The organism is Brytella acorum (genome assembly GCF_029309905.1).
Taxonomy (GTDB): domain Bacteria; phylum Pseudomonadota; class Alphaproteobacteria; order Acetobacterales; family Acetobacteraceae; genus Brytella; species Brytella acorum.
On record NZ_JARBJP010000001.1, the window covers coordinates 430,505 to 452,315 of the forward strand.

19 protein-coding genes are annotated in these 21,811 nt (G+C 61.6%); 12 read left to right on the forward strand and 7 right to left on the reverse strand.

Going from position 1 to position 21,811, the window contains the following annotated elements; genetic code table 11:
- The first annotated feature begins 8 nt into the window (after positions 1-8).
- The 3 genes from PWM43_RS01865 (at position 9) to PWM43_RS01875 (ending at position 3,188) form a co-directional block, all read left to right on the forward strand.
- On the forward strand, positions 9-260 hold the full coding sequence (locus PWM43_RS01865; RefSeq protein WP_289840861.1) for a hypothetical protein: 252 nt from the start codon (positions 9-11) through the stop codon (positions 258-260).
- Positions 261-264: 4 nt separating this feature from the next.
- Complete coding sequence (locus PWM43_RS01870) at positions 265-1,578, forward strand: hypothetical protein (RefSeq protein ID WP_289840862.1); 1,314 nt, start codon at positions 265-267, stop codon at positions 1,576-1,578.
- 269 nt (positions 1,579-1,847) lie between these two features.
- The gene (locus PWM43_RS01875; RefSeq protein ID WP_289840863.1) at positions 1,848-3,188 is read left to right on the forward strand and encodes a lipopolysaccharide biosynthesis protein; all 1,341 of its coding nucleotides are present in this window, start codon (positions 1,848-1,850) and stop codon (positions 3,186-3,188) included.
- 46 nt (positions 3,189-3,234) lie between these two features.
- Here the strand turns inward: PWM43_RS01875 and PWM43_RS01880 are convergent, their stop codons facing one another.
- On the reverse strand, positions 3,235-5,448 hold the full coding sequence (locus PWM43_RS01880) for a S9 family peptidase (RefSeq protein WP_289840864.1): 2,214 nt from the start codon (positions 5,446-5,448) through the stop codon (positions 3,235-3,237).
- A 221-nt stretch (positions 5,449-5,669) separates the two neighbouring features.
- On the opposite strand from PWM43_RS01880, the gene clpB reads away from it, so the two are divergent.
- Positions 5,670-8,270 carry an ATP-dependent chaperone ClpB gene (gene clpB, locus PWM43_RS01885; protein ID WP_289840865.1) on the forward strand — a complete coding sequence of 867 codons (2,601 nt, stop codon included), beginning with the start codon at positions 5,670-5,672 and terminating at the stop codon, positions 8,268-8,270.
- A 388-nt stretch (positions 8,271-8,658) separates the two neighbouring features.
- Positions 8,659-9,498 (forward strand): SDR family NAD(P)-dependent oxidoreductase, encoded by an 840-nt coding sequence (locus PWM43_RS01890; RefSeq protein WP_289840866.1) that lies wholly within the window; start codon positions 8,659-8,661, stop codon positions 9,496-9,498.
- Between the two features lie 79 nt (positions 9,499-9,577).
- Here PWM43_RS01890 and PWM43_RS01895 read toward each other — a convergent pair whose 3' ends face one another.
- Positions 9,578-11,743 (reverse strand): TonB-dependent receptor, encoded by a 2,166-nt coding sequence (locus PWM43_RS01895; protein WP_394356020.1) that lies wholly within the window; start codon positions 11,741-11,743, stop codon positions 9,578-9,580.
- A gap of 447 nt (positions 11,744-12,190) precedes the next feature.
- Here PWM43_RS01895 and PWM43_RS01900 point away from each other — a divergent pair, with 447 nt between their 5' ends.
- Positions 12,191-12,826: a YitT family protein gene (locus PWM43_RS01900; protein ID WP_289840868.1), complete on the forward strand. Its 636-nt coding sequence runs from the start codon at positions 12,191-12,193 to the stop codon at positions 12,824-12,826.
- Positions 12,827-12,860: 34 nt separating this feature from the next.
- On the opposite strand, the gene PWM43_RS01905 is transcribed toward PWM43_RS01900, so the two are convergent.
- A complete protein-coding gene (locus PWM43_RS01905) occupies positions 12,861-13,361 on the reverse strand; it encodes a c-type cytochrome (RefSeq protein WP_289840869.1) in 501 nt (166 codons plus the stop codon).
- Between the two features lie 102 nt (positions 13,362-13,463).
- Here PWM43_RS01905 and PWM43_RS01910 point away from each other — a divergent pair, with 102 nt between their 5' ends.
- On the forward strand, positions 13,464-14,084 hold the full coding sequence (locus PWM43_RS01910; RefSeq protein ID WP_289840870.1) for a thymidine kinase: 621 nt from the start codon (positions 13,464-13,466) through the stop codon (positions 14,082-14,084).
- Here PWM43_RS01910 and PWM43_RS01915 read toward each other — a convergent pair.
- Positions 14,022-14,936: an SDR family oxidoreductase gene (locus PWM43_RS01915; protein ID WP_289840871.1), complete on the reverse strand. Its 915-nt coding sequence runs from the start codon at positions 14,934-14,936 to the stop codon at positions 14,022-14,024. The two genes, PWM43_RS01910 and PWM43_RS01915, sit on opposite strands and share 63 nt — an antisense overlap.
- Positions 14,937-14,956: 20 nt before the next feature.
- On the reverse strand, positions 14,957-16,363 hold the full coding sequence (locus PWM43_RS01920) for a hypothetical protein (RefSeq protein WP_289840872.1): 1,407 nt from the start codon (positions 16,361-16,363) through the stop codon (positions 14,957-14,959).
- Between the two features lie 232 nt (positions 16,364-16,595).
- Here PWM43_RS01920 and rplM point away from each other — a divergent pair, with 232 nt between their 5' ends.
- The 4 genes from rplM (at position 16,596) to cls (ending at position 19,880) form a co-directional block, all read left to right on the forward strand.
- Positions 16,596-17,072, forward strand: coding sequence for a 50S ribosomal protein L13 (rplM, locus tag PWM43_RS01925; protein ID WP_289840873.1), 477 nt, complete (start codon positions 16,596-16,598; stop codon positions 17,070-17,072).
- A gap of 5 nt (positions 17,073-17,077) precedes the next feature.
- Positions 17,078-17,563: a 30S ribosomal protein S9 gene (rpsI, locus tag PWM43_RS01930; RefSeq protein ID WP_289840874.1), complete on the forward strand. Its 486-nt coding sequence runs from the start codon at positions 17,078-17,080 to the stop codon at positions 17,561-17,563.
- Positions 17,564-17,888: 325 nt separating this feature from the next.
- Complete coding sequence (locus PWM43_RS01935; RefSeq protein WP_289840875.1) at positions 17,889-18,386, forward strand: hypothetical protein; 498 nt, start codon at positions 17,889-17,891, stop codon at positions 18,384-18,386.
- 48 nt (positions 18,387-18,434) lie between these two features.
- Positions 18,435-19,880 carry a cardiolipin synthase gene (gene cls / locus PWM43_RS01940; protein ID WP_289840876.1) on the forward strand — a complete coding sequence of 482 codons (1,446 nt, stop codon included), beginning with the start codon at positions 18,435-18,437 and terminating at the stop codon, positions 19,878-19,880.
- A gap of 55 nt (positions 19,881-19,935) precedes the next feature.
- On the opposite strand, the gene PWM43_RS01945 is transcribed toward cls, so the two are convergent.
- On the reverse strand, positions 19,936-20,583 hold the full coding sequence (locus PWM43_RS01945; protein ID WP_289840877.1) for a preprotein translocase subunit YajC: 648 nt from the start codon (positions 20,581-20,583) through the stop codon (positions 19,936-19,938).
- Between the two features lie 104 nt (positions 20,584-20,687).
- Complete coding sequence (locus tag PWM43_RS01950; protein ID WP_289840878.1) at positions 20,688-21,350, reverse strand: protein-tyrosine phosphatase family protein; 663 nt, start codon at positions 21,348-21,350, stop codon at positions 20,688-20,690.
- Between the two features lie 45 nt (positions 21,351-21,395).
- Here PWM43_RS01950 and PWM43_RS01955 point away from each other — a divergent pair, with 45 nt between their 5' ends.
- Positions 21,396-21,806, forward strand: a complete 411-nt coding sequence (locus tag PWM43_RS01955) for a hypothetical protein (RefSeq protein ID WP_289840879.1) — start codon at positions 21,396-21,398, stop codon at positions 21,804-21,806.
- The last annotated feature ends 5 nt before the right edge of the window (positions 21,807-21,811 follow it).

The window sequence follows — 21,811 nt, forward strand, 5'->3', positions numbered from 1 at the left end:
AGTGCCTTATGGCTTCGATCGCTTGGGGTCGGGAGCGTCGGGGCAGGGGGGATCGTCGACTGCCGGGGGCTCAGGATCGGGCGGATGAAGCGCGGTGCGATCTCGCGCAGTTTCTAGGAATTCCGCCGGGCGTCAATGCTCCTGCGAGGAGCGCCCTCAAACGTGATCTCGCGCCTTCAAGTTCGGTGAGGCCACGTGCCTCGACATCCGTTGCCATTCTCCTGAACGACCATGATCGTACAAATCGTACCGTGAAGTGATCAGATGCGCTATAGCTCTATCATCGCTGCTGCCTTAGGCATTCTCTTCGTGCCGACCAGCACGATGGCCTCCGGCCCTCGACAGGCGGCCCTTGCGCAGCCGGTCAGGCAGTTCGACAACGACAAGTTGATCGAAGCGTACAAGCAGTCGATCAGCGACGCATCTCACGGTCGCTATATCGATGCGTCCTATGGTCTCCTGCGAAAGCTGGGGGTCGAGCGCGCGGACGAAACCGCCGATCCCGATATTGTCGATCAGTGGGCGCAGGTCATGTCCACAATGACGGGCGTTCCCACCTTCAACACCGCTAAAGGCTCGGATTTCCATGTTCCGCAAGATCAGGTCGCGAAGCTTGAAGCATCGAGTGGTGAGCCGGCTATTCGGGAAATTGTCAGGCGCGCTCGTAATACGCGTATCGTCATTCTCGATGAAAACCACCTCGATCCACGCGGCAGGGCATTCGGTCTGGAGGTCGCACGCGCGCTTCGCCCGCTAGGCTATACCGTACTGGCCGTCGAAGCCCTGAAGCGCGTGCCCGACGATGATGATGCGCGTCAGAAGACGGCGCAGCTCGTAGCCGACGGGTATCCCCGTCAGTCGAGTGGCTATTATTTTGATGATCCCGTGTTCGCTGATTTCATCAGGCAATCCATTGCCTTGGGGTATCGGCCCGTCACCTACGAAAAGATCAGAGCGGACTATTCGAAGGACGCCAAGGTGGCGCAGGAACAGCGTGAACAGGATCAGGCGGATAACATTGTCGATCGTGCCGTCCGGGCATTTCCTGACGCCAAGATCCTGATCTATGTCGGCGAGCATCATGCGGCGGAGCGACCGATCGCGGCCGAGGGTGGAGCGCTGCCGATGATGGCTGGCCTTCTAAAGCGCGCGACCGGCATCGATCCGCTGACGATCGATCAGGCGGGACTTTCCCCGGTTCCCATGAACCGCCCGGATACCGATCTTTATAAGATCGCCGCCCCGAAAGCCGTTGGCGGGTCCGTTGTGCTGATGAGGCACGGGCGGCCAGTGACAGTCGGATTGCTCGCCGGATCGGTTGACCTGCAAGTTATTCACCCGCCCGTCCGCCTGGTCCAAGGGCGACCGGATTGGCTGGCTGGTATGGCGCGCCACCCTGCCTCCATTCCGCCTGGACTTTTACGGCCCTCCGGCACACGACTTGTTCAGGCATTCATTGCTTCCGAGGGCGATGACGCGATCCCAGTGGATCAAGTGCTGGTGACCCACGGCAAGCCGGTGCCTATGTTCCTGCTGCCTGAAGCACGGGTGCGCTATGCCGTTCAGGACGTTCCATAATCGGCTCGCAACGGCTCCTGGAAAAGTGGGCGCTCTCCCGATATCCGATCGTTTTCCAAAAGAGCAGGAGCGGCAGTTTCCCCTCAAAGCGGACATTCCAGGCTAAGCCCCTACCAGAACGAGGGCTCAATTGAAGAACGGCGAGCCAGAGTTTATACCCGCCGCATGACGATGAGAGAAAGCCGGTCCGTGCATGTCGGCTATGGCGAGGCGACGTCGGAATGTTCCGTGCGGCCCTGCCGACGTAACGTAGCTTGGCTGATTGCATTGTGAAAAACCGTGCCAAAACGCCGTTTTCACGGATTATCGGGAATACGTCGGTCCTTCTGACCGGTCGTATTCTCAATGCGATATGCAGTTTCATCTATATTCCGTGGACCGTGCGCACGCTTGGCCTCGATGGTTTCGGTGTCATGCTGCTGGTGACGGTCTATGCGACGCTGATCGCGGATCTGACGCATCTCCAGTCCTGGCAACCGCTTCTGCATTACGGCACGTCGTCGTTTCGTCAGGGCAGGGACCGGTTCTTCTACAACGTGCTCGCCTTTGCGGTGCGTGCCGATTATCTCAGCGGAATTCTGGGCCTCGTCATCGGTCTGGTCGGTATTTTCGCATTTGGCGACATGATGGGCTGGCCGCGCGAGATCCGTCCGACGGCGGCGTGGTGCATGATCACCCTGCTGTTCATGAATATGAGCTGGTCGATCGGCGTCATGAGGCTGCTCAATCGCTTCAAACTTTCGACGACATTCGAGTTCGTGGCGACGATGGTACGGACGCTGGGGAGCTTCATCGGTTACGAGCTGCATTGCGGGGTGAAATTCTTCATCGTGATGTGGTGTGTCAGCCAGGTCGTGCAGTTCATCTGCAATACGACAATGGGCATCATCCTCGTGCGCCGGAATGTCAGTTCGCCCTTTCCATGGAAAGAGCTTTTCCTGCCATCCGCGCCCATTCCGGGAGCCTGGAAGCTGATGCTCGGCACGAGCGCCAGTCAGGCGATCGTCTCGCTGCTGCGCCCGATTTCGACGCTGATCGTCGGTGCCAGGCTCGGGGCCGCCGATGCCGCGATTTTCAGGGTTGCCATGCAGGTGACCAGCGCGCTGGCCAAACCCGCGACCGTGCTTCTGCCTGCCATGTATCCGGAGTTCGTGAGGCTGCGTGACGAGGAGGACTGGAGCGGCCTGCGCGCGACGATCTTTCGCATTCTCAAGGCGGTCGGGCTGTTTTCAGTGGCCGTCATCCTCGTGGCGCTTCTGTTTGGCGGCCCGATCCTGGACTTCATGCTGCACCGCCATTCCGCGGGCGGTGGCGTGCTGATCGGAATTCTTGCGCTGAGTGCGATGATCGATATTTCGATCATTCCGTTCGAACCGCTTCTGACCGTGATCGGTCACGTGGGTTATGTTCTGCGCTGCAAGGTCGCAACGCTCGTCATCGACGTGCCGCTGCTCTTCGCGGCGATGTATTTATGGGGGATCGACGGCGCGGCGATCGGATCGGTCGTGGCCTCCATGATCCTGTTCGGGCTCCTCGGCGGCAGGGCGGCGAAGCTTCTGTTCGGGCGGCATGACGGGGCGGCCATGACCGCCCCGGTCCGCAGAATCTGACGGGAGGCATGCGCGCGCCTCCGCCCCAATCTTTCTCTGCTGAACGTCAGCGTGTGTTTTTCAGGGTCCTGGCGAAATAGGCCTCGCGCGCCGCATCGACCCGCGCGCGCAGGACCGGATCGGTCAACATGTGTGTGCCGGGCAGCAGCATGAGATCATAGGGCTTGCCCGCGCGCAGGAGACTCTGCGTCAGCTTCATGGTGTTCTCGAAATAGACGTTGTCGTCCGTCAGGCCGTGCATGATGAGCAGGGGCACCGATAGCTGCGGGGCATAGGTCAGCACGTTGCTTTTGCGATAGCCTTCCGGGTCATCCTGCGGCGTGCCGAGATAACGCTCGGTGTAGGCGGTGTCGTAATCCGCGAAATCGACAGGTGGCGCGCCTGCGACGCCGACGCTGAACACGTCCGGACGACGTGAGGTCGCCATGAGCGTGAAATAACCGCCGAACGACCAGCCATAGACGCCGACATGCCTCAGATCGAGTTCGCGATAGCGCTTGCCGAGAGACTGGATGCCGTCGACCTGATCCTGAAGCGGCAGGTCGATCAGATTGTTCTTCGTGGCGCGCTCGAAGTCATGATCGCGCCCCGGCGTGCCGCGACCGTCGAAGCTGACGACGACATAGCCATGATTGGCGAGACACTGGTCGGCCGCGTAGCTCGCGGGCGTGCGATAGACCGTCTTGAAGCCCGGACCGGCATAGACCGAAAGAATGACCGGATAGCGCGCGCCCTTGCGGAAATTGTCGGGCCGCACGATCAGCGCGTCCATGTCGAGCGGCCCTGCCTTCGTGAACTCCGCATGCACGCTGAAGGGCAGAGGCTCGGCGACGCTCGGCAGGGTCGCGAGAGGCTGTCCCGCGGCGTTCATGACGCGCGTGGCCCGGCTGCCGTCGGCGTTGCTGTCGGACTGGATATAGGCGCTGTGAAGATCCCTGGTGAAATGCGCGCCGTGCTGGCCGGGTTCGGTCGTCACGGGCGTCGTCTGGCCCGTGAGGAGATCGACGCGCACGAGCCCCGAATCGATGCGCGTGGGGTTCGTCGCGATGACGGCGGTGTGGGTGGTCGGATCGACGTCATGCAGTGCGAGGAACGGCGTGGTTTGCGTCGTCAGGACGCGGTCCAGCGCGCCGTCGGCGCGATGCCGTTCAAGCTGCCACTGGGCGCCGCGCTGCGCGGCCCAGAGAAAGGACCCGTCGGGCAGGGCATAAGGCAATTCGAAACCGCCGGAACGTTCGATCGGCGTGAGATCAAGCCAGGCCGGATCGGTTTCGGTCAGGACCACGCGGCTTTTGCCGGTCCGGGGATCGATCGAAAGCAGTTTCTCTTCCGTCTGGGCGCGGTTGAGGACGACGAGGAACAGCCCGCCATCTTTCCGCCAGACGACGCGGCCCAGATAGGGATAGGCGACCGAGTCCCACGCGACCCAGCGCGGACTGCCGCCGGAGGACGAAACCAGACCCAGGCGCAGCTTCGCATTGTTGGTGCCCGCGCGCGGATAGCGGAACGAGACGGGGGGCACCTGCGGGGTTTCGGGATTGGAGATGTAGTGCATCTCCACGTCACGGCTGTCGGCCTCCTCGAACAGAACGGTCTTGCCGTCAGGCGACCACCATGCACCATCCGCGCGCTGGAGTTCCTCGGCGGCGGCGAATTCCGCAAGCCCGTGCGTGAAGTCGGTCGAGCCGCCCTTCGTCAGGCGTTTCGCATCGCCGCTGGAGATGTCGATGGCGTAGAGATCGTCGTCCCTGACGGCGAGCAGGCGTTTGCCGTCCGGCGAGAGGCGCGGCGCGATCCAGTTTCCGAGAATCGGCGTGGCCGTCCCGGAGGCGAGATCGACATTCAGCAACTGGCCGCCGCGCGCCGCGATGGCGCTCTTGCCGTCCGGCGTCACGTCGAAATGCGTGATGCCGGAGAGCGACAGGCGCGCGCGTTCGCGACGGGCCTTTTCCTCGACCGACAGGGTCTCGGGCGCGTCGTCGCCCCCTGCGAGTTCATGCGTGCTCCGATCGGCCAGGTCGAACCGATAGAAATGCAGCGTCGTGTCGCGCGGGCCGCTGCGCAGGAACAGCACCGAATGGCCGTCGGGCGTCAGTTCCGCATGGTTCGGCAGGCCCAGAGAGCCGCTGCGCGTGACCGCAAGCGTCGCGAAACAGGCGTTGGCATCCGTGGAGAGGGCAGTCGAGGTCGCGGCCATGGCGGCGGCGGGAAGGAAGGCGGCGCTCGCGGCGAGGGCGAGGCGGAAAAGACCCGAAGGCATAAGAACTCCCATGACGATGTAGGGAGCATCATGCCGTGCGCGGGCGACGCCGGAAACCCGTTGCGGGTGCGAAAGTGATCGGGGTCGTTTGCGCCATGACAAGGCTCTTGAAGCCAACATCCAAGATACCATCTTCTTCTTTAATGAAGCCGGGACCGTTGCCTCGATGGGACGGTCGCGGGCGTTTTTGCCGCCGTAATGGGGCAGAAGGGAGAAGAAGAATGGACATCGAAAAGTTTACGGAACGCAGCCGGGGCTTTCTTCAGGCCGCGCAGACCATTGCGTTGCGTGATTTTCATCAACAACTGACACCCGAGCATCTGCTCAAGGCGCTCCTCGATGACGAGGAAGGCGCGGCGTCGGGTCTTATCCGGGCCGCTGGCGGCGATCCGGCGGTGGTGCGCGCCGCCAATGACGCGGCGCTTGCAAAGCTTCCGAAAGTTCAGGGCGGCGGCGCGGGCCAGCCGCAGGCGACGCCCGATTTCGTGCGTCTGCTCGACGCCGCCCAGCAGGCGGCCCAGCACGCCGGGGACAGTTTTGTCGCGCAGGACCGGCTGCTGATCGCGATCGCGGCTTCCCATACCGCTGCCGGTCAGGCCCTCAAGGCGGGCAAGGCCACGCCCGAGGCTCTGGAGCGCGCGGTCGCGGACATTCGCAAGGGGCGCACGGTCGATGGCGCGAATGCCGAGGCCGGGTTCGACGCGCTGAAGAAATATGCGCGCGACGTGACGGCCGTGGCGCAGGCGGGCAAGCTCGACCCGGTCATCGGTCGTGACGAGGAAATCCGCCGGACCATCCAGGTTCTGGCGCGCCGCACCAAGAACAACCCGGTGCTGATCGGTGAGCCGGGCGTCGGCAAGACCGCCATCGTCGAAGGGCTGGCGCTGCGCATCGTCAATGGCGACGTGCCCGAGGCGCTGCGCAACAAGAAGCTGCTGTCGCTCGACATGGGTGCGCTCGTCGCCGGGGCGAAGTTCCGTGGCGAGTTCGAGGAGCGCCTGAAGGCCGTTCTCAAGGAGATCGAGAGCGCCGAGGGGCAGGTGATCCTGTTCATCGACGAGATGCACACGCTGGTCGGCGCGGGCCGCTCCGATGGGGCGATGGATGCGTCCAATCTCATCAAGCCCGAACTGGCGCGCGGTGTGCTGCATTGCGTCGGCGCCACCACGCTCGACGAATACCGCAAGTACATCGAGAAGGATGCTGCCCTCGCACGTCGCTTCCAGCCGGTTTTCGTGGGCGAGCCATCGGTCGCGGATACGATTTCGATCCTGCGCGGGATCAAGGAGAAATACGAACTCCATCACGGCGTTCGCATCACCGATAACGCGCTGGTCGCCGCCGCCACGCTGTCGAACCGTTATATCACCGACCGCTTCCTGCCCGACAAGGCGATTGATCTCGTCGATGAGGCCGCCAGCCGCCTGCGCATGCAGATCGACAGCAAGCCCGAGGCGCTGGACGAACTCGATCGTCGGATCATCCAGCTCAAGATCGAGCGCGAGGCCATTCGCAATGAAGACGACACCGCGAGCCGCGAGCGGCTGGAGAAGCTCGAAGTCGAGCTGGCCGATCTTCAGGAACAGTCCGACAGCATGAGCGCGGCGTGGCACGCCGAGAAGGATCGCGTGAATGCGATCCAGAAGCTCAAGGAGCAGCTCGATCAGGCGCGTTCGGATATCGAGGTCGCGCAGCGCAGGGGGGATCTCGGCAAGGCGTCGGAGCTGATGTACGCGACGATTCCGGGCCTTGAAAAGCAGATCAACGAGGCCCAGGAAGCCGAGCAGGACGCGGCGTCCAAGTCCGGCCTGTTCGCGGATTCCGTGACGGAGCAGGGCATCGCGTCGGTGGTGTCGCGCTGGACGGGCGTGCCGGTGGACCGGATGCTCGAAGGTGAGCGCGCCAAGCTGATGCGCATGGAAGATGAACTGCGCAAGCGGGTCGTCGGTCAGGAAGAGGCGCTCAAGGCGGTATCCGATGCGGTGCGCCGTGCGCGTGCCGGATTGCAGGACCCGAACCGCCCGATCGGTTCGTTCCTGTTCCTTGGTCCGACCGGTGTCGGCAAGACCGAACTGGTCAAGGCGCTCGCGCAGTTCCTGTTCGATGACGATCGCGCCATGCTGCGCATCGACATGAGCGAGTTCATGGAGAAGCATGCCGTCGCCCGCCTCATCGGCGCGCCCCCGGGCTATGTCGGTTATGAGGAAGGCGGTGTTCTGACCGAAGCCGTGCGCCGTCGCCCCTATCAGGTCATCCTGTTCGACGAGGTCGAGAAAGCCCATGAGGATGTCTTCAACATCCTGCTTCAGGTTCTCGATGACGGTCGCCTGACGGACGGACAGGGTCGGGTCGTGGATTTCCGCAACACGATCATCGTGCTGACCAGCAATCTCGGTTCGGACGTTCTGGCCAATCTGCCGGATGGCGAGCCGGTCGATCTGGTCCGTGCGCAGGTCATGGCGGTGGTGCGGAACCATTTCCGACCGGAGTTCCTCAACCGCCTCGACGAGATCGTGCTGTTCTCGCGTCTCCAGCGCTCGGATATGGGCAAGATCGTCGATATCCAGCTCGACCGTCTGCGGGGCCTTCTGGCGGAGCGCAAGATCACGCTCGACCTCGACGGCAAGGCGGTCGACTGGCTGGCGGAAGCCGGTTACGACCCGATTTATGGCGCACGTCCGCTGAAGCGGGTCATCCAGCGGACGCTTCAGAACACGCTGGCCGGATTGCTGCTCGACGGCACGATCCGCGATGGCGAGACGGTCAAGGTTTCGACCGACGACAAGGGTCTCACCATCGACGGGAAATCGGCAGCGGAGTGATGGCCTGACGCGGTCCGGCCTGGTCCGATAATCGGGTCGGGTTGGATCAAAGTTCGTGTCATGAGAGAAAAACGCGCCTCTGAAAGGGCGCGTTTTTTTTATATGCCGTATCAGGATCTGGGCGGCGTCAGAAGGGATGTCGGTCGCATGAACACGTCATGTTGCCAGAATGTAATTTCAAATTAAACGATAATTTATGTTACTGTATGTGTCCATAAGTCTGAAACTTTACCCGGTCCTGAACGTGGTCAGGTTGATCCACGCGAGGCTTCTTACCCTTGACCTTGCTTGCGGAAGATCATCAACCTCTACTATGGGCCGAAGCCCGGCTATGGCCAGGCCACATGAGAATCCTCAACGAGCGATGCATAGAGCGATTATGTCCTGAATGACTGCCAATAACTCCATGGTCGCGAAACAGACCGCCGCCACAGACGGAATTCAGCAGACCGCGGTTCTGACGGGAGCGTCGGGCGGAATCGGCGTGATCGTCGCGCGTCTGCTCCTCGACGGGGGGTACCGTGTCGTCGCCCTCTCGCGCTCGGTTCCCTCTATCGAGCACCCTGCCTTCACGCATATCGCCTTCGACGCCGCCGACCTCGACGGCCTGGAGCAGATATGCGCTCATCTGTCGCGGCAATGTCCGTCGGTGCATGTCCTGATTCACTGTAGCGCCGTCATCGCGCCCTCATCCGTCGAAGAGCTTAACGTTCAGGAGGCGCTGCGGCAGATCGCCGTCAATCTGACGGCGCCCATAGTGCTGACGTCGAGATTTCTGCCGAATATCCAGCGTGGCGGTCGTATTGTCTTTGTAAATTCGATGGCAGCCGCCATGCCGCTGTCCGGCAGCAGCGTTTATGCCGCGACCAAAGCAGGGCTGCGCAACATGGCGCTTTCCCTGGCGCAGGAAGTCAGATCGCGCGATATCTCCGTATCCTCGATTTTTCCATGCGCGGTGATGACGAACATGCTGAGACAGGAAATGGCTGAAGGTGGTTCGATCCTGAATTTCGTCAGTCCGCCCGCGACACCCGAAGCCGTTGCGCGCGAAATCATGGCACTGGTGCGCAAGCCGAAACTGGAACGTTTCTTTCCGGCGATGGACGGCGCGTTCGGAAGACTGTGCATGTTCGCGCCGGGCCTGTTGCGGCTCAGCCTGCCGATCCTGACCTTTTTCGGAAAGCGCGGCTATCAGCGGGCTTTGCGTCGGAACCTGATGTCGGAGTGAAGCGGGGAGCGTGGTCCGACGCCAAAAGGGACGGCCCGACCGACCGTCCCTTGATACGGCATTTCTTCCGACGGGACTCTCAGTAGGCGAGAGCGACTTCGCCGAGGAACATGCGTCCCGCCGATGGCGTTGCCCGATTGGAAAACAGGCTCTGGTAGTTGAGACGGTTGGCGAGATTATAGCCGTTCATCGAGACCTTCCAGCGATCGTTGAAGCGATGCGAGATCATCGCGCTGAAATCGAGATTGGCGGGCGCGCGCAGCGTATTGGCTGCATCCAGCCAGACATGCTCGCGCCAGGTCACGCCGCCGCCGAACGTGATGTTGTAAGCCGTGCGCGGGAAGGCGCTATACGCCGTCCATAGCGTGGCCTGGTTATGCGGGACATACTGCACGTTCTTGCCGCGATTGGCCTTCGTGGCCGAGTAGGTCGTATCGCTGTCGTACAGCGCATAGGTCGCCGAGATATTCCATCCGGGGAGAATGATGCCGCCGACCGACAGTTCGAGGCCCTGATTGCGTTGCCGGTCGGTGGAGCCCAGAACTTCGCCTGTGACCGGATCGGCGTTCATGGCATTGCCCTTATCCAGCCGGAACAGGGATGCCGTAAATCCCATGCGGTCCTGGAACAGGCTGTATTTCGCGCCGATTTCGTAGAGCTGCGCTTTCTCGGGGCTCGCGAAGGAGTTCGTGCCGGGGCGGATCGGCACGGAACCGTTCGTCACATACATGCCCATCGGGGTCGTCGAACTGGCCCAGGTGAAATAATAGGTCTGGTGTGCGTCCGGCGTCGCGATCAGGCTGACATTCGGATTGAAAACGCTGCTGACATTGCGGAAATGCTGATCGGGGTTTTTGGCTACATCTCCGCCGGTCAGTCTGTAAGCGGTCTGCCAGCGATCCCATCGGAAGCCACCTTTGACGGACAGCCAGTTGGTGAACCAGATCTGGTCGAACAGGAACAGCCCCGTGTCGAAGCCATAGCCACTGCTATGGGGTTTGGCCCCGAGCGTGCCAAGAGTGACCAGTCCGCCGGGATTGCTTTCTCCAGGCACGAGATCGAGGTTGCCGACGTAAGGATTGGGATTGACGAGGTTGGCGTAGGGCTTGGGCTTCAGATAGGTCGACTGCGAACGAACGTCGTTGACGCGTTCGATATCGACGCCCGCGACGATCTGATGTCTGAGGAAGCCGGTTTTATAGTTGGCGACCATTGAGGCGACATTCTGCACGGACCAGCTCGTCTGCTGGTAAGGCAGAGGCGCCATGAACGTGCCTGGTCCCGTTCCCTTGCCCGCGCCCACGGGGCCGGAACGGGCCACGAGTGCCGCGTTGGGGTCGCCGTTGAAATAGGTATTGACGCATGTCGTGTCGCATGTGGCCTTGGAAGCGGCGAAAGTCCGGTAATATTCGCCGCCGCGCAGGTCGTCGTAGATCGTGATGTGATCGTCGACTTTATATGAAAAACGCGCCGTTTCCATATTGTCGTTCGTCGCGTTCTGGTCGTTGTCCGTGCCGTACCAGTTCGTGCGGCGGATGCCATATTCCGTGATGGGTTTGCCGACGGCATCGCCCGGTCTGGTCACGACGGGTACACCGAAATCGGGGATCGAATTTTCCTGCTGGTGCATGAACTGCAGAACCAGCGTGGCGCGTTGTCCGATTCCGAAGGCCAGTGAGGGCGCGATGCCCCAGCGGTGCGAATAGAGGAAGTCGCGACCGACGATGTTGTGTTCGTCGCCCATGCCGGTGATGCGCAGGGCCGTGGAATCGCCCAGACGCTGGTTGAAGTCCAGTGTTCCGCGGTAATATTGACCCGATCCGCCTGAGAATTCGGCTTTGTAGTGGTTCTGAAGTTCCGGCGTCTTGGTCACCATGTTGATGGCGCCCCCGGTCGTCCCATTGCCGAAGACCTCCGAAGACGGGCCCTTGATCACGGACACGGTTTCGAAATTGAACGAATCCCGGGAATAGACGCCGAAGTCCCGCAGACCATCTTCGTAAATGTCGTTCTGGGCCTGAAAGCCGCGGATGAGGAACTGATCGCCGTTCATGCCCCCGGCGCCTTCGCCGATGGAGGTGGTGACGCCGGGGACGTTGCGCAGCGCTTCGTCGAGGGATTTGACGTTTTGCTGCTGCATGAGCGCCTGAGGCACGACGTTGATGTTCTGCGGCGTGTGCATCACGTCCTGCGGCATCCGGGAGAGGCCGACTGGCTGATGCATGATGTTGAAGCCATGTCCCACGACGGTGAGATGCTCTGTTCCTTCGGCTGCGTCCTTGTGTTTGTCGACTGCGCGTTTGTGATGCTCCGGTTTTCCCTGACGTTTATGGTCTGCGCGTTCATCGGACTCCGGTGACGAAGATCCATGGGCCTGCGTGGCGACGAGCAGCGTCCCGGCAATGGAGAGTGGCGTAATGAAAGCGCGTGTGAAGCGGGGCACCGGAATCCCTTTCCTGGAAGTGAAATTCAGGTTATGATAATGCGCATGAGAGTCAGTTGCAACAAAGCGTTGCGAAATGAAGCCATGTCATCCCGGCGCGACTGAAGCTGCTGCCAGAATGAAGGTTTTGGCATGGTCGCGGAAATCTTCGAGGGTGTGACATCATCATGAGGGCGCAATGGTTGCGCCCGATGCGTTTATGGTATCGGATCAGCAACGCCCCTGATTTCGAGTGCAGCCAACCCATCCATGAGTGAGAAATTGATCCAGTCCGTCGAGGCCCGGCCTTCAGGTCCTCGCCATACCTGGGGCGAGGACGTTTACGCCTTTCTCATCGGCTGTTCGATGATCGTCGTCGGGCTTGTCTGTCTCCACAGGGCCGGTCTCGTGACCGGTGGGGTGGCCGGGATCTCGCTGCTGCTGTCCTATGTGGTGCCGCTTTCGCCGGGCATGCTGTTTTCGGTCATTAACGTGCCGTTCCTGCTTTTCGCGTTTCGGGCCATGGGCCATGTTTTCGCCCTGAAAACCACGATCGCCAGCATCTCGATTACGTTGCTGGCCCTTGTCATGCCTCATATCATCGGCCTGAGTTTCATCGACCCGCTCTTCGCCGCCGTGTTTGGCGGAACGATCATCGGCATGGGAATATTATCGCTGGCCCGGCATCAGGCCGGTGTCGGCGGGACGGGCGTGGTCACGCTCTGGCTTCAGAAAGCGCATGGACTCAATGCCGGTCGTACCCAGCTTGCAATCGATGCCGTCATTCTCCTGACGTCTCTCGTGGCCTTGCCCTGGCGACAGGTGCTTCTCTCCGCGATCAGCGCGGCGGCGCTTAGCGGGGTCATGATCGCGTTCCATCGACCGGACCGATATCTCGTGCACTGAACCGATTCAGCCCTGAACCGATCCCGCCGCCGGGTCAGGGCAGCGCATATTTCTGATCGAGGGCTTCGCGTTCGGCGCGTACCTGCACCGCCGAATGCATTGGCAGGCGCTGCCGTGCGATATCCTGAGCTTCGAAAACGGGCGTGTTGCGCGTTGCGTTCCTGCCGCCCTGTGCGGCGACCCAGGTCAGGATACCGGCGATCTGTTCGTCGCTGAGACGGCGAAACGAGGGCATCGCCCAGTCGAAATGTTCCCCGTTGGCGGTAATGGGGCCACTGACGCCATTGAGCAGCACATCAATGATGTAATGCTTGCCTTCGGGCGTGCTGGCGATCTGGTCGATCCGACCGAAAAGGGGCGGCGTTTCCGAGACCTGTCCACGGCCGCCATGGTGGCAGATCCCGCATTGCTCGCCGTAATCCCTGAAACCGTGATCGCGGTTGACCGCGATCCTGTTGATGACGAACACACCGACCATGATGAGCGCCAGCACAAGGGGCAGGCGCAGATGGCGATCCAGTGAGGGAATTTTCATGGTCTCTAGGGAGCACGGTGAGCACGGGTGCGGCAAGTCGGAAAACCCGTCGCCACAAAGGCGGGAACGTGCTTTTTTCGCGAGGATTGTGAAGGAGTGTTCATGTCGCGCGGAAGCCTGGTCGTGTTTGTGGGTCCCATGTTCGCGGGGAAGTCCGCGCATCTTATTGCTGAAGCGAAAGCCCACGCCGGAACGCTGCGGCTGACACCGGTTTTCGATACGCGTTCGGGCGGATGTCTTCATAGCCGTGAGGGGGTGTCCCTGACAGCGCGTGCAATCGCTTCCTGGCCCGCGGATGCGACCGAATATGCCCATGTCGTCGTTGATGAAGCCCAGTTTCTGGGGGCGCCGTTTTATGAGGGCGATATCGTCGCCGATATTCTCGACGCGCGGGCGCAGGGGGTACATCTTGCCGTCGGGAGCCTCGATACCGACTATCGCCGCGAGCCGTTCGGGATCACGCAACGCCTGATCTCTGCCGCCGATTGCTGTGTGCGTCTTCAGGCGCGTTGTCATGTGTGCGGCGCTCCAGCGCGCTGGACGGCCAAGAAGCGTGATACCGGCTGTGTTCTCGAGACCGGCGACGACGAGCTTTACGAAGCACGATGCGATGCGCACTGGTCATTGCCGGGAGATGTGAGCGCTGCGGGCGGCGCGGATTTATGCGTGGCCGCGATGCCGGAAAAGTCGCGACCCGAAAAATCGGCTCCTGAAAAGCCGTGAAAGACCGTCTTCGAGCGACAGGGGCGCGACACCCAGCTCTTGACGCATAGGGGTGACGTCGAAGGCCTTGTCTTCCAGCAGACGGCGGATCTCGTCGCGTCGGATATCGGGCAGGAAAGGCATATGCGCCGTCATCGGCGCCAGGGTCATCAGGACGCCCGCCGGAACGGAAAGAACCCGACGGTCTCGAAGTCCCGCGGCCTTTGAAACGGCTGCGACGAAGGCTCGGTAGGGCATCGCCGCGGGGCCTGCGATGACGATCGAACGCGGCGTCGTGAGTTCTCCGGCGATGGCTTTTCTGACGGCGGCGAGGAGAGAGCGGGTGACGTCTTCCTGGTAGATCGGCTGCACGAGCGCGCGGCCCTTTTCCGGCAGAGGCACAACCGGCAGAAATCGCAACAGTCGGGCTAGGCGCTGCACGTTGTCTTCTCCGGACGCACCATAAATCATGGTCGGATGCAGCATGATGCCCGCGCGGCCGCATGACATAAGGGCCTGCTCTCCCGCGATGACGCCATGGCCATGGACATCCGACCATCGACTGAATTTACGCGTGCTGCCGAGGCCGATCAGTATGGCGGGAGGAGGGGCAGCGGCGAGAATGGCCACGGTGTGGCGGGCATGGGCGGTGTTGACGATACATCGCGCGTCCTGCAAGGCGATCCGGATGGCGGCCGTCTCGTCCTCGAGGTTGATCAGCCGGGGCGGCGGGCATGTCCGGGCGATATCGTCAGGAAGGTTCCCGGCCCGTCGCACGATGGGGATGACGGTCCGCCCCTCCCTGATCAGGGCGCGGCAAAGGGCCGCACCGGACCGGCCGTTGGCGCCGATGACATGAACGGTCGATGACATGGGTGAAGGAAGGCGGGAGCTTATTGGACTGAGGACGTCAGGATCGGAGGTTGCAGGTATAGCGCGGCATCCGGGAGACTGATCTTCGTCGCCAGATCGACGATCTTGAGAGGCGAGGGCGGCTGAAAGGAGAGCGTGAAGGCGCGTCCGGAAGGCGACTGGATATAGTCTCCGAGGGGTTGGAGCGCCGCATACTGACTGCCCGTGAGCGTCAGGAGCAGCGTCGCGCGCTGTCGGAGTTGATCCTCGGGAGTCCCCGTCTTTTCCGCATACTGACGAAAAGCGCGTTCGATCAACGACGCATCCGTATAGGCGAAGGTCATTTTCGCAATGGCTGTATTCTGGTGGGAAGGGTCCGCGCTTTCACCATCATGAGGGGCGTTTACGAGGTCAACGAGGAAGGAGAACTTGCCGTAGGAACCCAGCGTCACGTCGTAAGTGCTACGGGAGGCGCCGGTGCGGTTGTCGCTCACGGCATCCGCCGTGAAGCCGACGAGGCCGCCGCCAAGAAGAGCCATGGCTGGTTTGCCGTTTATCAGAAGTCGGAAATCCGGCACCGTCATGTGCGCCCGGCTTTCGTGGCCCTCAAGCCGGGATTCGATATTGGCGGAGGCGATCGCGAACGCGGCGACCCCCTGCCGGAAATCAAGACCGCTGACGGTCATGGAGCTTTTCGCAGGCTCCTTGGACGAGTCCATGACCGGCGCGAATTCCGCCTTCTTCGTCAGGATTGCGGAGAGTTGCTGCACAGTCAGGGCGAGGTCGACATTGCGACCGCCGATCTGGGACAGGCGGACGTCGAGCGGCGCCTGCTTCACGGGGGGTGCGCCGGGGCGCGGCGTCCGGGGTGGAAGAGCGCAATGAAGTGCTGCGCTGTTCATCGCATAATCCGATCCTTCGTGCAGACCGTAATTTTCCACTGAAATATCGGCGATGGTCGCATTGCAGGCCGGAGTGGCCGTCTGAAGATTGAGGTGAGCGATCGCTGCGTTGCGGAAATGCATCAGCCATAGAACCGACAGTTCACCGTCAGGGCCTTCGTTCCGGGCTGGAGGCAGATTGAGATCAGCAACGCGGGCGTCGTCGATGATCACGTTGCTGCCGTTGCGGCTTACGGTCAGGGAGGTCGTGCGCAGGACGCCGAGATGCGTGCCCGTGACACCGTTTCCCGAGACGGAGCGGGCATAAAGCGTAGCGGCGGTCAGGACAGTGCCGTTTTCCATGTAACGGACGTTCCTGAACTCGGCGCCGCGGGTCAGGATATGCGGCGTGGCCGAGCTGTACGTGAAGGACGCATCGGGCGGCAGGGTCGCCCGGAAGCGCGATATCGCGCGATCGAGTTGGATGCGAGCTTCATGACGGACACCGACAGTGCCCAGGATCCCCAGAGCAATCACGAGGCTGCACGTCAGCAGGGGTCTTTTCACGATGGGCGTCCTCGAACGGTACGATGAAAAATGAACGGACTGCATGGTAGCATTATGAAAGAGGAGGGCAAGTTCGGTGGCGGCGTGTGGTATTTATATACCGCACACGAAAAACTCCCGGAAAGCCGCCGAAAATCAGCCCTCATCACGTGCAAAAAATGCTTGACGGGTCGCCGCCCGACGAGCATAACCCGCCGCCACACGCCAACACTCGTTGCTGGAATTGCCAAACATGAAGACCACACTTTCGTTGAAGCCTGCCGAGGTGACGAAAGGCTGGGTGCTGATCGATGCCGAAGGCCTCGTTCTCGGGCGCCTCGCCACGATCATCGCCCATCGCCTCCGCGGCAAGCACAAGCCGCAGTACACTCCGCATGTCGATTGTGGCGATAACATCGTCGTCATCAATGCGGAAAAAATCGCGCTGACCGGCAACAAGGTCGGCCAGAAGCTCTTCCATTATCACACGGGTCATCCCGGCGGGATCAAGGAGCGCACGATCACGCAGCGTCTCGAAGGCAAGAACCCGGGCAGCGTCGTCGAGAAGGCTGTCGAGCGCATGATCACGCGCGGGCCGCTGCAGCGTCAGCAGATGAAGCATCTGTATGTCTATGCCGGCGACAAGCACCCGCATGACGGTCAGCAGCCGGTCAAGCTGGATGTCGCCGCCATGAACCGCAAGAACACCATCTCTCCGATCGGGGCCTGAGATCTATGTCTGAAACTCAAGAGCGCACGGGCACCCTGCAGGATCTGGCAGCGATCGCACCCGCGACGCACGACAAGCCGGTTCACGAAGTCAAGCGCGACGCGCAGGGCCGTTCCTATGCCACAGGCCGTCGCAAGGACGCCGTGGCACGTGTATGGATCAAGCCTGGCAAGGGCGACATCATCGTGAACGGTCGTTCCGTCGGTGAGTATTTCGCGCGCCCCGTGCTGCGTATGCTGATCACCCAGCCGTTCCTGATTACGGATCGCTACAACAGCTTTGACGTGTATTGCACGGTCAAGGGTGGCGGACTGTCCGGTCAGGCCGGTGCCGTCCGTCACGGCATCTCCCGTGCGCTGACCCATTACGAGCCCGAACTGCGCGGCATTCTGAAGGTTGCGGGCTTCCTGACCCGTGACAGCCGCGTGGTCGAGCGTAAGAAATACGGTCGCGCCAAGGCTCGCCGTTCCTTCCAGTTCTCCAAGCGCTGAGGCATCGGGCCGGGGTTCCCGGCCGCTGTCGTTTCGATACGAAAAGCCCGGTCGCGACGCGTCCGGGCTTTTTTTATATGTCACCCCGGTCTGGCGTTCCGGATCTCCTGTTATGCTGGCAAAGAAATCTCTGCGAAGAGGTCCCCGGCGGATTGGCTGTTGTATCCTGTTCTCCCAGAAGGCAGGATCATGGCAATGTCGTCGGAACAGGATATTTTCAGCAGGCGTTTCGCGCGACATGTGTGGCGTGAATGCGACTGAACGTATCAGCGATTCATGCGTTCTGCCGACCTGCTGTTTTGTTTTGTCGTTTTGGGGGGCCGGGATGATGGCGTATCGCATCGTGCGTTTTGGGGCGGCTGCGGGCCTGATTGCCAGCGCCATGCTCGGCAATGCTCGCGCAGACGAGTCGGCGGCGGTTGCCGCTTCCGTCCTGGCGCCGACCGTGTCATTTCAGCTGCGCGAAATCGGCGGCGGCTTCGGATATGAGTGGGGCAAGGGCACCCTCAGCTTCAACGGCAGGACCTATGATTTCCATGTTGGAGGGGGCGGTATCGGCTCCCTCGGTTATCTCGATATCAAAGGTGTCGGTGAGGTCACCAATCTGTCTCACCTCAGCGATTTCGACGGTACCTACTGGACGGCCAGTGTCGATGCCGCCGCGGGACCAGGCGTCGGCGAGGCGATTCTCGAAAATCAGTTCGGCGTTCATCTTCACCTGCATCTTGTTACGAACGGTGCCCATCTGGGTGCGTCCGTGAAGCGGTTGCGTTTCCGACTGGTGCCTCGTCCTGCCGATATCGCACCGGACAGCCTTCGCTAGTTTCGCGCGTCGCGTTTTCCGCGAAGTCATCTTCGGGAAAGGAGAGTCATGCACTGGCGGGAGCTTCTGGCGGTTGCAACCGTCGCTTTGCAGGTGACCTTCATTGTACGGGCCTTGCTCCGACGGCATCGTCAGCCTGCTTCCCGGGTCGCGTGGGTGGCGATCATCGCGGCGCTGCCGCTTTTGGGAACCCTGGCGTATATTCTTCTCGGGGAAGCCAATCTCGGTAGTCGCCGCGTCGCACGCATTCGCGACGCGATGCGCCTTCTGCCGGTGCCAGGCAAGCGTTCGGAGGCGCTGGTAGACGCCGAAACCACGTTTTCCGTTCCGCCGAGACTGGCCCCGCTCTTTCGGGTGGGGCAGTCGGCCAGCGGCTATCCGCCCGTCGGGAACAACACGGCCGTCCTGATGGAAACGTCGGATCTCGCGATCCAGACCATGGCGGCCGACATGGACCAGGCGACCGACCATGTGCATGTCAGCTTTTATATCTGGCTGGCAGACAATAACGGGCTTAAAATCGTCGAAGCCCTGAAGCGGGCGGCGCGACGCGGGGTCACCTGTCGTGTCATGGCCGATGATCTGGGTTCCCGACGCCTTATTCACAGTCCGCACTGGCGCGACATGAAGGAGGCAGGCGTGCAGGTCGTGCGTTCATTGCCGCTCGGCAATATTTTTCTTCGTCCCCTGCGCGGACGGATGGATATGCGCAATCACCGCAAGATCGTCGTGATCGATAACGTCGTGACCTATACGGGCAGCCAGAACTGCGCGGACCCGGCTTTCCGCGTGAAGGCCAAATATGCGCCATGGGTTGATCTGATGGTGCGTTTCAAAGGCCCCGTCGTTTTGCAGAACCAGCATCTGTTTGCGACCGACTGGATGGCGCATACGGATGAGGATCTGAGCCCTCTCCTCGAAAAAGCCGTCGTCCCCACAGGTCCGGGTTTCGTCGCGCAGGTCATCGGTTCGAGCGCGGCCTTGCGTTATGGCGCGATGCCTGAAACATTCGTGTCGCTGATGAACGCGGCGGCACACGAACTGACAATCACCACACCCTATTACGTGCCGGACGAGCCGATACAGTTCGCGTTGACGTCCGCGGCCCGGCGCGGGGTGCGCACGATCCTGACGGTGCCCCGGCGCAACGATTCCTGGATCGTGGCGGGTGCGAGCCGCAGTTATTATCGGGGGCTGCTGGAAGCCGGTGTGCGCATCTTCGAATATCCGCACGGATTGCTCCATACGAAAGCGCTGACCGTCGATGGTGGCATGACGCTCGTGGGTTCCGCCAATCTGGATCGGCGCAGTTTCGACCTCAATTTCGAGAACAATATTCTGCTGGCGGATCGCGATTTCGCGGAAACAGTCTGCGCGCGCCAAAGGAGTTACATCGACGCGTCGATCGAAATCACGCTCGACGAAGTCATCGCCTGGCCGCGCCATCGCGTGCTGCTGAACAACACGCTGGCGATGATCGGCCCGGTGCTCTAGCGCACTGAACGCGAAGGGCGTGGGAGACCCATGCCCTTCGGGGTCGTGCGACCGTCTACTTCGGCGCCGTAACACCACCCTTCTGCTCCGTCACGGATACGGACGACGTATTGGTGCGGTTCATGACGACGAACGAGATCGCGTCCATTGTGGTGACGTCCACTTCATCGCCGCTTTTCAGACCGGGCAGGAGTGCCTGCATGGCCTTGGTATGAAGGGTCACGGTGCGGGTGTTCTTGTCGGCCGTCGTGAATGTCACGGTCGATGTCTGGAGATCGATCGCGACGATCGTGACCCGCTGCCGAAGGAACGAGATCAATGTTCCATGAGGATGGCGGTGGACATAGCCCTTGCTCGTCTGAAGCGTCGAAATCGGCATGGGACTATCGGGACGGGCGATGGCGGCGTCCATGGTCTGGAAGAAGCGCAGCCCGAGTTGATCACCGGCCTGAAGGCGGGGCAGGTTCGCCGTCCCTTTCGGTACCGTGACCGTGATCAGGTTATCATGCGCGTCGCGCAGCAGCACGGTGCCAGTGTCATGGTCGACGGTTTCGACGGTGGCCGTGGTGGTCTGCACACCGGTAATGACGGCCTGCGCGCGTGCCTGATGGAGAAATGCATCGGCCGCCGGAAGAGTCAGGCCGAGCGCAAGGGCGACGGCCCCAAGACGGCGAGGCGAGAGAAGAGGCATGCTTGGACTCATGATATGATTGATCTTTCCTGGCGATGGTCGCGTCAATGCGGCTGACTATCCCGCCTCCGGATGATGAAGGCAATATAGGGTGCGTCGGACCTCGGGCTTCGGGTTTATTCGCGTCGCAAAACCTTGTCCGTGACGAAAGAAGACAAGCGGCCCGCGACGAAGTCGCGCTTCAATGCCGTTTCGTCGTATTCGTCTCGCACCCAGTCCATGAATGGCAGGCGACCTTCTCCCTGAGCACGGTAACGCAGGAAAAACGCGTCCAGAATCCCGGTCCGCGCACGGTTGAAATGCCCGAAACGCCAATGGAGCTGACGGAGCGCTTCCGCCGTCGTGCCGCCCTCGAACATCACGACCAGCCCGGATGCGAGACCCGCCCGGTCGGCTCCCGATTTGCAGTGCATGAGCATGGGGGTCTTTATCGCGTGATAAAGGCCCTCGAAGCGGATGATGCGGTCTCGATGCGGCGCGCCGCGGCTTTCAAAAGCCATGTCGACATGCGCCAGGCCCAGATCCTCCGCGGCGCGGCGTGACAGGGCGTCGGACCCGCAGCGACGATGACCGCGCAGATTGACCAGTGTCTGCAATCCCAGCCTGGATTTCAGCCGCGCGAGGCGAGCCGGGGTGGGGTGATTGCAGCGATAGACGCGGCCGGGCACAACGGTCGCAAGATTCGTCCATGGGAGACGAAAAATGGCGTGATCGACAAAGAGACTGTCGAGCCAGGCGCGGCGTCGTGCGGCGGAAGAGTCCAGTGAGCCTTCGAACACGCCGTGGGAACTCCTTTGCTGATCGGACGTCCGGAAGGACGGTGGATGTCGCAACCGGCGGCACGCGTCAATTATCGATTGCGATTCAGGGGGCGGGTTGCTGCGGCGTGGCATGGCTTGGTAGTCTGTTCCATCATGCTCGCTCGGGTTCACCACGTTACGCTTCTGCTGGTTTCGACACTACCGCTCGTAGCTTGTGGCGGCGACGACGGCGGGGGTATGCTCGGGCCGCCGCGAGCGGATCTGGTGGTGCGCGGGCCGCCGGGGCGGAGTCATCATCACGCGCCGCCGTACATGCCGAGCGCCATTCCTGCCGGACTACAGATCGGCGGTATGGGAGATGGCACCGATCATGCGCCGGACGACAGAAGTTCCGCGAGCGCGTCCCAGTCCACGCCGGGCTCCGTGACGCCCGCGACGCAGGTGATTTACGGCAAGAATCCGGGCGGTTCGTAGCGCCG